This window comes from Candidatus Paceibacterota bacterium (assembly GCA_028714635.1).
Taxonomy (GTDB): domain Bacteria; phylum Patescibacteriota; class Minisyncoccia; order Phycocordibacterales; family JAQTLZ01; genus JAQTLZ01.
The window spans coordinates 82,995-95,214 of sequence record JAQTLZ010000001.1 but is presented as its reverse complement, the minus strand read 5'-3'; the positions used below and the strand labels follow the sequence as shown (position 1 = coordinate 95,214).

At 44.0% G+C, this 12,220-nt stretch carries 14 protein-coding genes and 1 tRNA gene; 2 read left to right on the top strand and 13 right to left on the bottom strand.

Translation table 11 applies throughout. The annotated features are described in order from the left end of the window. The 9 genes from pheS to rpmE all read right to left on the bottom strand — a co-directional run bounded on the left by pheS (position 1) and on the right by rpmE (position 7,020). The gene (pheS, locus tag PHS53_00475; GenBank protein MDD5356611.1) at positions 1 to 753 is read right to left on the bottom strand and encodes a phenylalanine--tRNA ligase subunit alpha; all 753 of its coding nucleotides are present in this window, start codon (positions 751 to 753) and stop codon (positions 1 to 3) included. Between the two features lie 12 nt (positions 754 to 765). Further along, on the bottom strand, positions 766 to 1,635 hold the full coding sequence (locus PHS53_00470; protein MDD5356610.1) for a hypothetical protein: 870 nt from the start codon (positions 1,633 to 1,635) through the stop codon (positions 766 to 768). 51 nt (positions 1,636 to 1,686) lie between these two features. Next, the gene (locus PHS53_00465) at positions 1,687 to 3,228 is read right to left on the bottom strand and encodes a glycosyltransferase family 2 protein (GenBank protein ID MDD5356609.1); all 1,542 of its coding nucleotides are present in this window, start codon (positions 3,226 to 3,228) and stop codon (positions 1,687 to 1,689) included. A gap of 464 nt (positions 3,229 to 3,692) precedes the next feature. Further along, positions 3,693 to 3,765, bottom strand: a tRNA-Thr gene (locus PHS53_00460). 147 nt (positions 3,766 to 3,912) lie between these two features. Next, positions 3,913 to 4,299 (bottom strand): hypothetical protein, encoded by a 387-nt coding sequence (locus PHS53_00455; GenBank protein MDD5356608.1) that lies wholly within the window; start codon positions 4,297 to 4,299, stop codon positions 3,913 to 3,915. Between the two features lie 12 nt (positions 4,300 to 4,311). Then, a complete protein-coding gene (gene tsf, locus PHS53_00450) occupies positions 4,312 to 4,899 on the bottom strand; it encodes an elongation factor Ts (protein ID MDD5356607.1) in 588 nt (195 codons plus the stop codon). 86 nt (positions 4,900 to 4,985) lie between these two features. Further along, on the bottom strand, positions 4,986 to 5,696 hold the full coding sequence (gene rpsB / locus PHS53_00445) for a 30S ribosomal protein S2 (protein ID MDD5356606.1): 711 nt from the start codon (positions 5,694 to 5,696) through the stop codon (positions 4,986 to 4,988). A gap of 38 nt (positions 5,697 to 5,734) precedes the next feature. Next, positions 5,735 to 6,703 (bottom strand): PCRF domain-containing protein, encoded by a 969-nt coding sequence (locus PHS53_00440; GenBank protein ID MDD5356605.1) that lies wholly within the window; start codon positions 6,701 to 6,703, stop codon positions 5,735 to 5,737. A 77-nt stretch (positions 6,704 to 6,780) separates the two neighbouring features. Continuing rightward, positions 6,781 to 7,020: a 50S ribosomal protein L31 gene (gene rpmE, locus PHS53_00435; protein ID MDD5356604.1), complete on the bottom strand. Its 240-nt coding sequence runs from the start codon at positions 7,018 to 7,020 to the stop codon at positions 6,781 to 6,783. Positions 7,021 to 7,223: 203 nt separating this feature from the next. On the opposite strand from rpmE, the gene PHS53_00430 reads away from it, so the two are divergent. Beyond that, a complete protein-coding gene (locus PHS53_00430) occupies positions 7,224 to 7,679 on the top strand; it encodes a hypothetical protein (protein MDD5356603.1) in 456 nt (151 codons plus the stop codon). A 16-nt stretch (positions 7,680 to 7,695) separates the two neighbouring features. On the opposite strand, the gene PHS53_00425 is transcribed toward PHS53_00430, so the two are convergent. The 4 genes from PHS53_00425 to PHS53_00410 form a co-directional block, all read right to left on the bottom strand. Beyond that, positions 7,696 to 9,084, bottom strand: a complete 1,389-nt coding sequence (locus tag PHS53_00425; GenBank protein MDD5356602.1) for a lytic murein transglycosylase — start codon at positions 9,082 to 9,084, stop codon at positions 7,696 to 7,698. Positions 9,085 to 9,250: 166 nt separating this feature from the next. Beyond that, positions 9,251 to 9,967 carry a 50S ribosomal protein L25 gene (locus PHS53_00420; protein MDD5356601.1) on the bottom strand — a complete coding sequence of 239 codons (717 nt, stop codon included), beginning with the start codon at positions 9,965 to 9,967 and terminating at the stop codon, positions 9,251 to 9,253. A gap of 93 nt (positions 9,968 to 10,060) precedes the next feature. Beyond that, positions 10,061 to 10,288 carry a DUF1653 domain-containing protein gene (locus tag PHS53_00415; protein ID MDD5356600.1) on the bottom strand — a complete coding sequence of 76 codons (228 nt, stop codon included), beginning with the start codon at positions 10,286 to 10,288 and terminating at the stop codon, positions 10,061 to 10,063. Further along, a complete protein-coding gene (locus PHS53_00410) occupies positions 10,285 to 11,166 on the bottom strand; it encodes a class II fructose-bisphosphate aldolase (GenBank protein MDD5356599.1) in 882 nt (293 codons plus the stop codon). The genes PHS53_00415 and PHS53_00410 overlap by 4 nt, the downstream gene beginning before the upstream one ends. A gap of 49 nt (positions 11,167 to 11,215) precedes the next feature. Between PHS53_00410 and PHS53_00405 the strand changes: the two genes are divergently transcribed. Continuing rightward, a complete protein-coding gene (locus PHS53_00405) occupies positions 11,216 to 12,220 on the top strand; it encodes a carbohydrate kinase family protein (protein MDD5356598.1) in 1,005 nt (334 codons plus the stop codon).

Here is a 12,220-nt window from a genome sequence, read left to right as displayed (position 1 = left end):
TTATTTTTTAACCTGCCACAATCGTAAATCTCCTGAATAAAGCGAACGAATATCATCTACGCCATATTTGAGCATCACGAGGCGGTCCAGTCCGAAACCGAAGGCGAAACCTGTGTATTTTTTGTGGTCAATTCCTACACCTTCGAGCACTTTTGGATTAACCATTCCTCCGCCCATAACTTCTATCCAGCCGGTGCCTTTGCAAAGCGGACAGGCAGAATCTTTTCCAGCACACTTAAAACAAGAGACATCAATCTCAACGCTTGGCTCGGTAAAAGGGAAAAAGCTCGGGCGAAATCGAACATCCGCATCGGGACCATAGAGCTTTTTGAAAAAAGTGATGAGCACTGATTTCATATTCGCGAGCGTAATTCCCTCGCCCACGGCAAGCCCTTCCATTTGGAAAAATTGAGCTTCATGGGTGGCATCCGTTGCCTCATGACGGAAAGTTTTTCCTGGAACAATAATGCGGATTGGCAAATCCTTTTTGTGCTTCTCCATATAGCGGATCTGGACAGGAGAAGTGTGAGTTCGCAAGAGTTTACGAGCTGAAAGAGGTTTCAGCCAAAACGTATCCCAAAGATCCCGTGCTGGATGATTCGCGGGAATATTCAAAGCGTCGAAATTGTAATGTTCGGTTTCAATTTCCGGCCCTTCCGCCACTTCAAATCCAAGATCATTCCAAATCGAAACCGCCTGCCGAATAGTCTGTGTAATTGGGTGCAAATATCCTTTTTTACTTTCTGTCTCCACGCTTATAGTATATTACAAATTTATCTTCGATATATTGGCACCGTCTTTTAAATAGATGACGCCATTTGAAACTCTAAAGTCCGCTGTCTTCGTCGGATATACCAAAACTGCATTTTGAGGAAATGTCGTATCAAGCTCAACTGCCTCTATACCCTCTTTTGTTTCGAGTAACACCACATCGGTACGCCGTGGCAAAAATTCAAGATGGGATTTCGGCACAACATTCGTATAGACAGTGGAAGTCGCGCTTGTATCTGTCCCGCACAAAACTGCATGACAGAAAAAGTAGGGCATCGAATTGGTATCTCCAAGCCAGACAGCCTGTAATTGAGTTCCTGTCTCAAAAACCACAAGATTCCCATTTCGAAGAGCGTCCTCTCCGTAAGACAACGTAGTTGTAGCGAGAGTTTTCTTTACCAGCGATTTTTGGAAAAGAAGCAGAGCATCGGCATAATCAGGATTTTTTATTTTTGTGCTAGTAGCTGTGGAAGTTGAAAATTCGGGGATCAGAACGGGCTCAATATTCAAAGGAATAAGAAACGGATGTCCTTCCGTAACAAATCCTTCTTTCACTTCAATATCTTTTTTCCAAGAAGAAAAATCTGCCTTTGATACTGAAATCTCATACTTCCCTTCTGTAAGACCGTCGAGAAAAGTTCCCCTCTGAAAAATCCCACTTTTCTGCAAGAGGACTCCGTTCAAAGAGACGTCTGCATTGCTTTCGGAAGCATAGACATAAATACCGCCCGTTTCAGCGACTTGCCAATCTTTGGTGATCCTATACCCATTCGCGTAAAAAACAAGAACAGGGATGAGCACGAAAAAAATCAGGCAAAAAGAATAGAAATAGAGCCTTCTTCTGCGAAGAGACATGTGCGGCATATAGGAGGATATTATACACAAAATCGGCTTCTTTTACAGAGACGGCATTTCTTAAGATTTCCGGTGTTTTGGCGTCACCCAATAGCCAAGACGGAATTTTCCGGAGAGCATGAGACGGGTCTGCGCCTCAAGAGCCGGGATCGAGCCAAACACGAGAAGTGTTGCGGGCACGAATATCCACTGGGCAAACATGGTGAGCGTTCCTCTTTTTGAGCTCCCTTTTGGAGGCGGAGGAAGAAGCGAAATAGAAACGATAGCGGAGAGCAAAATTCCGAGGATGCCGAGAAATGTCAGATTCCTTGAGACAACCGGCAAATTATATGAAAGCAAAGTACTATTGAAAACTCTTCCTCCGAGAAGAATTGGCGTCCAAGTGAAAAGAAAAAGAAGGATCGGGTTTGTCGCAAGAGACCATGCCCGTTCAAGTTCGATGAATGTGATGCGCAATTTTCTCCCCAGAGAAATCCGAGGATTTTTTACAAAGCCCATAAGAATATAAGGAAGATTTTCTACGCCCCAGCTCCATCGGCGCTGTTGTTTATAGACATTCTTCATGGTCTGCCAGAAAGAGGGCGCGAGATTGGCATCCATCGAGAGCGGGTAAGAAATCGGTACAGCTTTGTAATTTCCATCATGTGCAAGAAATGCATTCCAAAAAATACGGGAATCTTCGGAAACAATATTTTTCTGCCAATAGCCAATTTCTTGCAACGTCGGAAATGGAATGGAATGCGAAGAAAAAGTGGTAAGACGCTCCGGACGCTCCTGCTGGATCATCTGCCAGAAACTTCCCGACGTAGCGACGATTCGCGACAGTGCCGGTGCATCCCACATATTATTATTATAAAAAGGAACTGGCTGATACGAAGCATGAAGCCTATCTTCGCTCGTCAGGAAATGCCACATAAGACAGAGGAAATAATCCGGATACGCGATAGTATCGATGTCGAATGCAGAAACAAGAACATCCTCGTACAGAATTTCATTCGCGTCGAGAATCTTCTTTCGCGCATCTTCCGCTGCGTAAGCAATGTTCGAACCCTTCCCATCCATCTCTCCTGAAATACCGCTTGGGTGAATGGTGATTAGAAAGTAGCCAAATTCTCTGCCATACAAGTCCCTGATTTTTTCTGCCGTTTGGAATGCGCTCTCGCCTGCTCGCGCCTCAACAGCGAGAACGACCGCCATTTTCTTTTTATTCCCACGCGCAGAGAGAAGGGATTTAATACTTGTTTCTACAATTTCATATGATTCTTTGTAGAATGGCAAAATAACAAGATGGACAATACGAGTATATTTAAGAGGCGCAAGCATTTCCTCCCAATCCATTCCCAAAGATTTTCTGATATGGCGCCAATTTTGGTAGAGGTGAAGCGAGAGATAGGCGCTTTTCAAAACCCAATATAAATTGAAGACAATGATAAAAAGCGCCGCATAAAAAGGCGCGAGGTAAGAAAGCAAAAGCGCGCCAAAGAGCGTAGCCCACGCCAAAAATCCGGGAAGAATTTCAAAGAAGCGATAAATACGAAAATCTTTTCCTGTAAGATCTTTTGCCTGCCCCGCTGTGTAATAGGGTGTCCGAATGTATTCCATGTCCTATGAGTTAGTCTTCAAGTATTTATTCTTTCGCCAAATTCTTCCTTTTCCCTTGTTCAAATTTCTGAAACCCGGGGTGAGAGAATGACAATTGGGACACAAAAGTTTTAAATTTTTTTCGCTATTATTCTCTGCATTTCCATCCTCATGATCAACTTCTAGCGGGACTCTACCAGTAATAGGATGAATATCCCTCCATCCACACTTCGAACAAAACTCGCCGCACTTTTCAATGAGGTAACGCTTCAGGTGTTGAGATAGAGCTTTGGTTGTGATTCCTCTACTCCCATCAAAAGTCCCAGATTTCCAGCCCTGAATGTATTCCTTATATTGATGATTGGACTGACACTTATTAGAGCAATATTTTAATTGAAATCTGGTTTTAAGCGACACACCACATTCTTTGCATCTTTTCATACTTTACAGTGTACCACAAGTAACCAAACATTTGGTATACAGGGAGCCGGCACGAGGGTTCGAACCCCGGACATCCACTTTACAAAAGTGGCGCTCTACCAACTGAGCTATGCCGGCATCTATAATTTTTACAAAACAGTTCGTTATTGTCTGCTTCATTTCATTCAGCAACGGCAATTTCGATTACGAACCTCCTGAAACGAAAAGCAGTTTTCGTTTCAGCCCCACCAACTTCACTAAGGCAACGTGAAAACCTTCTCCATTCTACATTTTTTTCTCTCCTCCGCCAGTTTTTTTATCCCGAGAAATATCCTTAAGAAAAATGGAAACTTCTCCGTCGCTTTTTTTGACTGCGCCAGTCTTAAGTGAATGGAAAAAACCATTCCATTTTCGGATGAGACTTTGTCTTATGTGGAGAGCTGCTTCAGCCACTCCGCTAAAAAAGATCTTGAAAAATTTTCTCACCGTTCCCTTTTCAAACATATGAGAGTGGCTTTTTACCACTGAAATGTTTTCAGACACCATCGTATCCATCTTTCCTCGAATTTTCGAGAATGCGGTCTCGCTCCGAGACATTTCATAAAGCTTGTGCCCGATAAGCACCACGATGAGCACAAACGACACGATGAATGATGAGAGTGCAAATGTCATTTTTAGAGGAACTTACTTCTCGAGAGAACCGAATCTCACAAATCGCACAATTTCTGTCTTCTCGCCGAACTTCTGAATCGCTGCCTGCACAAGACCGTTTACAGTTACTTCAGGATTTTTGATGAATGGCTGTTCAAGAAGAATCTTGTCTTTGAAGTAGGCATTGATCTTTCCCTCGAGAATCTTTGCCTGCATATCTTTCGGTTTTCCAACCACTTCCTTTTCAAAAATCTCAATTGCCTTCTTTTTCATGTCTTCGGAGACATCTTCTTTCTTAAGAAATTCCGGATTCATCGCCGCAGCATGCATCGCAATATCATAAGCAAGAGCCTTGAACTCTTCGTTCTTTGCGACAAAATCTGTCTCACAGGAAAGTTCAACGAGAGCGCCAACTTTTCCATTACTATGAACATATGCAGAAACAATACTCGCACCAAGGCTTCGATCAGCTTTCTTAGCTGCAATATCGCCTCCTTTTTTCTTGAGAATAATGAGAGCCTTTTCCTTATCGCCTCCCGCCTCTTCAAGAGCCTTTCGGCACTGCATAATAGAAATACCTGTTTCGTCTCGAAGCGCTTTGATTTGTTCTGTGGTAATCATAGTTAATAGCGATTAGCGTATAGCGGTAAGCGTGTAGAAATACAAAACTCAAAATACGGGGACGAGCTGGCGTTCTTCTCTACGCTTTACGCTTTGCGCTCAACGCTGCCCTTTCCTTCCTGGTAGGCCTTCACAATTTGGTCTACGAAAAATCGAATACTGGCGAGCGAAGCGTCATTACCGACGATAGCATGATCTACTTCAGAAATATCACAGTCAGAACCGAGAAGAGCGATAACGGGAATGTTCATTTTCTTTGCTTCATCTACCGCGATCTTTTCTTTTCTTGAGTCAATCACAAATACGGCCTGTGGCATTCCTTTCAAGAGAACGAGTCCGGAGAAAAAGAGGTTGAGTTTCGTGATCTCTCGGTCAATGAGAAGTCGCTCCTTCTTTGTGTATTTTGAAAGCTCTCCTTTCTCTCTTTGGTCCATGAGAGTGAGCATCTTGTCGATTCGGCTTCGGATTTGTCCAAAGTTGGTAAGAGTTCCTCCAATCCATCGTCCAGCAACGTAAGGCATATTGATAGCCAAAGCGCCGTTTTTCATTGTGTCTCGTGATTCTGGTTTGCCTCCAACAAAAAGGATCTGTTTTCCTTCCGCACCGAGAGTTTTCACGAACATCTTCGCCTTTTCCAAAAGGTCAGATGTTTTCTCCAAATCAAAGATTTCAACCTTGTTTTTAGCCCCGAAAATATAAGATTTTACTGAAGGATGTCGGCGTGATTTTGAATAGGCAAAATGAGCGCCCGCTTTAAAAAGGCCCTCAATAACCGCACTGTTTTTGGTATCTGTCATGGATGAAAAGTCTAGCAGATTAGATATGAAAAGGCAAATTATCCCTCATCATCTTCATTTCCAATCTCACCCTTATTCATAGCCTCCGCAATTGGCTCAAATTCGCCTGTCATGATCTTCTCGAGACTATACCACGACTTCTTCAGACGATGATCAGTAATGCGATTTTGCGGGTAATTGTAGGTGCGGATTTTTTCTGAACGATCTGCGGTACCGATCTGATTTTTGCGGTTTGCTGAGTACTTTTTTGCATCTTGTTCTTCTTGAAGCATCTCGAGCTTGGCAATGAGCATAGACATTGCTTTTTCCCGGTTTCTGCCCTGACTTCGCTCGTTGGTGCATTTCACCTCAAGCCCTGTCGGCTTGTGGACGAGTCGCACTGCAGTCTCCACTTTATTCACGTTCTGTCCCCCCTTCCCTCCGGACTTCGAAAATTCCATCTCGATATCGGTTGGATTTATAATTACTTTCGATTTCTTGCGAATCGGGAGCACGGCGACAGAAGCTGTGGAAGTATGCACCCGTCCCATTTTCTCTGTTGCAGGAACTCGCTGAACTCGGTGCACTCCCGTCTCAAATCGCATGGTTTTGTAGACTTCCTTCCCGCGAATTTCAAACGTCGCTTCCTTATAGCCCCCAAGTGCAGTTCTGGATTCATCGAGAAGAACAAAGACCCAACCTTTCGATTCAGCATATTTTTTATACATATTCGCCAATTCCTCGGCAAAAAGAGAAGCCTCGTCTCCCCCGGCTCCCGCACGCACTTCCAACACAACCTCATTCGGAAATTCCTCCTCAACTTTTTCTCCCTCAACGATTTCATTCATCTGCTTCAAAAGGTTTTCCTTTTGTTCCCTCAAGCTTTTCAAATCTTCTTCTGCAAGCTCTTTGTATGATGGATCTTTTTCAATCATAGCCAAAAGTCCCACCTCTTCTTTTTCGAGACGTTCATATTCAGAAGCCAAAAAGCTTGTTTTGTGATTTTCTTTGTAGGGTGTTAAATCCATTGTGATAATTTTACCTTAAAGGGACGAAAAAATCCGCGAGTCAAAAGACCCTCGGATTTTTTCGTTCATAATTTCAGTTATTTAGCGGAAGCCTTCGCTTTCTTCTTGGGTTCCACGGCCTTTGCTTTTCGAGCTTTAAATCGCTCTACTCGTCCTGCAGTATCGATGATCTTTTCAGAACCAGAATAGAATGGGTGGCAAGCGGAACAAATTTCAACTTCAAAAGTCTCTCGGGTTGAACCGACAGTGTAGGTCTTGCCACAGGCGCATTTTACCTTGGCAGCAGGAAAGTATTTTGGATGTATTTCTTTCTGCATAAATGACTTTCATATTTGGAGAACTGCGTTGTTGCAGGTTCCGCTTGTTCCTGCGCAGTAGGTTTACTACAGCTTAGTCACAATGCTCACCTGCGCCTAGCATTTCTCTCAAATATGGAAGTCATTAATATAGCAGAACTTGGCAAGCCCCGCAAGTGGCTGGGGCGCTTGCAGGGCTTCCCCTCTTTCTTCATAATAAAGCCATGGATTCAGAATTACCCCTAGATGAGGAAAACGTGGTTACACCTCCCGAACTTCCAGAAGAAAAATCTGGAGAGAAGACGCAGATAATTCCAATAGAGGAAATGACTGACGCTATTGCCGAGGCTCACCCGATAAACATGGACACTCTTTTTACGGAACTCCATCAATATCTGACTCGCGGCAAAAAGGATGAGTGGCCTTCGGGTCCGGAGGAAAAGGGCATTTTAGTTCTCTATCCTACAGAGGATACTCTTGAAGAGGTCGTGCTGCTTCTAAAAAGAGCCGGACTCCGGCCAGATGCTGGTGGTGGACCGGAGGAGAGATCAGACAGACAATCAACTTATGTATCCAGTTTTCCAAATGACTCAAAATTCAGAGCCTTTCCCTCACCAGAAATTCGTGACGGAAAAAGAGTGTGGATGATTCGCGCAGATATGGCTGGTATTCGTAAATAGATTTTTCGACATTTCTCTAAAGATTCTGCAAGGGGTCGATCATGTTCTCCTGAATACTTGCTGCTTTGGCCATTACTTGCGCGCCATAGCTTTTTGCGTAAGAAGTGATACAGCCCGAACCTGAATAATATTTGCAAGCCGCATTCATTTCTCCTGTATAGCTTCCATTTTTTGCCCCCAAATCAGTCAAATAAAGTGCAGAAGCAGTGAAGGCATCTTTAGGGCTCCAAGGGTTCGGCAATGCATTGCCCGTGACAGCTGCGATTCGATTTACGAATAATTTCCAAGTTGAGGGAATAAATTGGGCTGGTCCCATCGCTCCTCCCCAACCGATCGGACTTCCTTTACTATAGATAGGTTGCCAGCAAGATACCCGCGTGGTTGCAAAATCAAGACCTAGACTCTTTGTTATGCCGAGAAATACGGGAACATCGCGAGTAGGATGCATTACCCGAGACTGCGGAGTCCTCGTATTTGCTCCGATACCATTGCCAGTCGTCGTATCAGTGAGAAAACAGGAACCGACATTCTGGCCGAGATTTGATTCTTGAGTAAGGATTGCAAGGAGAAATGCCGGCCGAATACCAGTTTTCCCTGATATAAATGTCGCATATTCAAGTGCAGTGCCGAAAGGAATCGCAGAAGTATCTCGGAGAGAGAAAAGCGCGCTTCTGATTTCAGCCGCCCGTTTCTGTCTCGCTGCCACAGCAAGCGCATAATTTTTCTCTTGAGATTTTGTAACGGTAAGCAGATCTTTCTTTTGTTTTTCTGTCAGCTCTACTTGGCGTTTTTGGGCTTCAAGAAGCGCTTTTGCGTCAGCTTCCGCCTGGCTTTTTTCTTCAAGAGATTGCTTTTCAGTTTCAGTGGTCTGCTTTTGGTCGCTTATCTCAAAATAGAGATCACGAAGCGAACTTTTAATAGTATCGAAATCATTGATGTCAGACACGAAATCAGAAATGGTCTGATCATTGAGAATCATTTCAACTAACGAATTATTTTCCGTCTGATTGGTCTTCCGGATAAGGTCGGCGAGCGATGCCTTGTTTTTTGCTATACGTTCTTCCAACGCAGAGATGGTCTCTGATTTTATGCCAATATCATTATTCAATTGCTGAAGAATAATGTCGCTTGCTTTGATGCTTAATTTTGCCTTTTGAATCTTACCGTTTAGAAGGGCGACATCTCTTTGAAGCGATGCCGATTCTCCATGTTTTGCATCAAGAAGCGCCTGTTTCTCTGCAATTTCTGCCGTCAAAGCTGCGAGTTCCGCTTTAAGTGCATCCTCGCGTCTCTGAACTGCATCAGCAGTTAGATCTGCTCTAGCAAAGTGTGGAGAAGAAAGAAAACACAGTCCCCAAACGAGGAATGTGGCTAAAGAAAAAATCGCAATTCTTCTGGAGAACATCCTCAAATTTTAACATATTTTAAGAAAAAGCCCCGCCTGATTAAATCAGACGGGGCTTTTTAAATTTCTTATTTTTTTGCAGGCTCCTTACAGGAGCAGTACACCTTTTGGATATAATTTTCGCCTAGTCTCAATTCTATCTCAAAAGGTCTTGCGGAATGGGTCCCTACCCTTTCTTCACCTCTTTCTTTGCCACTTCTGGTTTCCCACCTTCCTTGCCTGCGGGTGCTTTCCCTGCCTCTGCTGGTGCTCCCTCAGCACCTTCTGCATCAGGTTTGATTCCTTTCGTCTCACTCATCTCAATTGCAGAAAGATCAACTGGAGCTTCCTCGACTTCTTCTTTAGCAACAGCGACTGAAGCAACCACCTCATCTGGTTTTGTGACAAGAGAAACGTTCGCAGGAAGTTTAATATCGCTCGCTACAATTCGGCTATCAAGCATGACAAGCGCCGCGATATCTACAGAAATAACATGCGGAAGATTTTTTGGTTCCGCCTCGAGTTCAAGCTCGTGAAGCACTTTCACAAGAATACCAGCGAGATCCTTCACAGCCGGAGCAACGCCTACGAATTCAATCGGAACTTTCACTTTGAGCTTCTGTCCTTTTTCAATGATATAAAAATCAGCGTGTCGAGGAGTACTTTTAATAGGATCGAGATCAACGTCTTGGATCAAAGCATCGTGCTCTTCTTTTCCTTCTTGAACGGTAAAAACTGAAGATTCTCCAACCTTTTTCCACACTTTTATAAACTCTTTCTGAGATACGGAAACTGGAGTAGATTTCACTTTGCGGCCATAAAAAACAGCCGGCATTTTGCCAGATTCACGCAATTTTTCCGCAGAAATCTTGCTTTCTCGCTTTTCTACATCCAATTTGAGCATGGGCGATACTATAGCAGAGCCAGTCTCACTTCGCAAGCCCGGGCACCTAAATTAGGTGCCCGGGCAAGTTTCGGCTTAAACCCAGGAATAGAGCTATTTTATGAGTTTAAATCGAGGCTGTTTGAGCCCCTCATATTCGACTTCCTCAAGCCACATTGAAGCCGGCCGAACCCATGTCTTCGAAGTTACATTTTCATACTGGCATTCATACACCACCATATCTTCAAGGGTTTCCGAGTGCTTCGCGAGAGCGATCACTTTATACAATTTCTTATTTTTGAAATGCTGGTAGGTTGCCCCAATTTTTATTGTCGTGTTCACTTCGCAGTATTGAGATTGTTGAACAAGGCAAGCTTCTCCTCCACTACCTTTTCCATCGCCAAGAGCGCGCCTTTGAGATATTTATAGGGAGCAATTTCATCTGGATTTTCCTGAAGCGCCAAAGCCAAACCTTTTCGATATGCGAGACGAAGTTCAGTATTAATATGAACAATTGCAATTCCGCTTTTTATTGCCGCCAAAAATTCCTCATCGGAAGTGCCCGAACCACCATGAAGCACGAGAGGAACCCCAGTTGCTTTGAAAATTTCAGAGACGCGAGCATCATCGATCTTTTTTACTGCTCCGCTATCCTTTACCATTCCATGAAAATTCCCTACCGATGGTGCGAAAAGATCAATTCCGGTCTCTTTTACAAATTGTGCAGCAACTTCTGGCTTGGTAAGTGCGTCGCCTGAAAGCCCGACTCCCACAGGTACCGCATCAAGAATCTTTGAAGATTGCCCGATGAATCCGAGTTCACCTTCGAGAAGTACGTCTCGCCCGCATTGACGTGCATACTCGACACACTTCTTCGTTGTTGCAGTATTTTCTTCGAGCGAAAGCTTTGCTCCGTCGTAAATTACAGCATCAAAGCCGGCATCAATCGCCTCTTTTACCTTTTCAAATGAATAAGTATGGTCAGCATTAAGATAAATTGGGTAATTGAATTCCTCTCGAACACTTTTGACGAGCGCCGCGACTTGTCTCACTCCAATAAAATCCCGCTCCCCTTCCGATGCGCCGATAATGACAGGTACATTTAATTTTTGTGCAGCCCGAAACACAGCCCAAAATCCTTCAAGATTGGAGATGTTGAAGTGCCCAATGGCAACCTTCTTTCGTATTGCGTCAGTGATAGCTTCTCGAAGCGTCATCATGGGGATTATTGTATCACAAAGAAAAAGGGATATGGTGTATAATCTGACCATGTCATTTTTCAAAAAAACCTACGATTTTGTAGCAATCGGGGATAACACAACCGACGCTTTTATTCGCCTAAAAGATGCCCATATCATTCCTGATGATACCCACGATGGCTACAAAAAGCTCTGTATAGATTTCGGCTCCAAGATTCCTTACGAATCAGTTGAAGTAATTCATGCAGTCGGGAATGCAGCCAACGCTGCAGTTTCGGCGGCTCGGCTCGGACTTTGCTCTGCGCTTATCTCTGATACGGGTGATGATCAAAATGGCGAGGAGTCGCTACAGGTTTTCAGAAAGAACAAAGTTTCGACTGATTTTATCCGAGTTCACAAAGGCATGACATCAAATTATGATTTCGTTCTTTGTTATGATGCCGACCGAACAATATTGGTAAAGCACGAAACATATCCAAGCAAAATGCCAAGCTCCCTCGATACCAAATGGATTTACCTCTCTTCATTCGCCCACAAGAATGAAGATTACATTGAGGAAATAATGACCTTCATCGAGAAAAATCCAAGCGTAAAAGTGGCTTTTCAACCAGCGACCTTCGAAATAAAGGCTGGAGTTCCAAAATTTGCTCGTATTTATAAAAGAACAGAAGTTTTTATATGTAATTTGGAGGAGGCTGAAACAATTCTTGGAAAAGAAAACGCTGATCCGAAAACGCTTTTAGAGGGACTCTGCGCACTCGGGCCAAAAATCGTCGTAATGACCGATGGGCCGGCAGGCGCGTATTGCTATGACGGACAAGAGTTTATCAAAATGCCGATCTATCCAGATCCCAAACCCCCTGTACAGAGGACTGGTGCTGGCGATGCATTCGCTTCAACATTTGTTTCTGCTCTCGCTCTTGGAAAATCAATCCGCGAAGCGCTTATGTGGGGACCGATAAACTCCATGTCTGTTGTCCAACAAGTCGGAGCACAGAAAGGACTCCTCTCTCGGGAGGCGCTTCTCAAATACCTTGCCGAGGCGCCCACAAATTACGTTCCAACAACACTCTAG

Bases quoted from the DNA above. Each gene is read 5' to 3' on its own strand.
- tsf (MDD5356607.1), bottom strand. From the start codon at position 4,899: ATGATTACCACAGAACAAATCAAAGCGCTTCGAGACGAAACAGGTATT.
- PHS53_00405 (MDD5356598.1), top strand. From the start codon at position 11,216: ATGTCATTTTTCAAAAAAACCTACGATTTTGTAGCAATCGGGGATAAC.
- PHS53_00410 (MDD5356599.1), bottom strand. From the start codon at position 11,166: ATGATGACGCTTCGAGAAGCTATCACTGACGCAATACGAAAGAAGGTT.
- PHS53_00430 (MDD5356603.1), top strand. From the start codon at position 7,224: ATGGATTCAGAATTACCCCTAGATGAGGAAAACGTGGTTACACCTCCC.
- PHS53_00455 (MDD5356608.1), bottom strand. From the start codon at position 4,299: ATGACATTTGCACTCTCATCATTCATCGTGTCGTTTGTGCTCATCGTG.
- PHS53_00425 (MDD5356602.1), bottom strand. From the start codon at position 9,084: ATGTTCTCCAGAAGAATTGCGATTTTTTCTTTAGCCACATTCCTCGTT.
- rpsB (MDD5356606.1), bottom strand. From the start codon at position 5,696: ATGACAGATACCAAAAACAGTGCGGTTATTGAGGGCCTTTTTAAAGCG.
- PHS53_00420 (MDD5356601.1), bottom strand. From the start codon at position 9,967: ATGCTCAAATTGGATGTAGAAAAGCGAGAAAGCAAGATTTCTGCGGAA.
- PHS53_00470 (MDD5356610.1), bottom strand. From the start codon at position 1,635: ATGCCGCACATGTCTCTTCGCAGAAGAAGGCTCTATTTCTATTCTTTT.
- PHS53_00465 (MDD5356609.1), bottom strand. From the start codon at position 3,228: ATGGAATACATTCGGACACCCTATTACACAGCGGGGCAGGCAAAAGAT.
- PHS53_00440 (MDD5356605.1), bottom strand. From the start codon at position 6,703: ATGGATTTAACACCCTACAAAGAAAATCACAAAACAAGCTTTTTGGCT.
- rpmE (MDD5356604.1), bottom strand. From the start codon at position 7,020: ATGCAGAAAGAAATACATCCAAAATACTTTCCTGCTGCCAAGGTAAAA.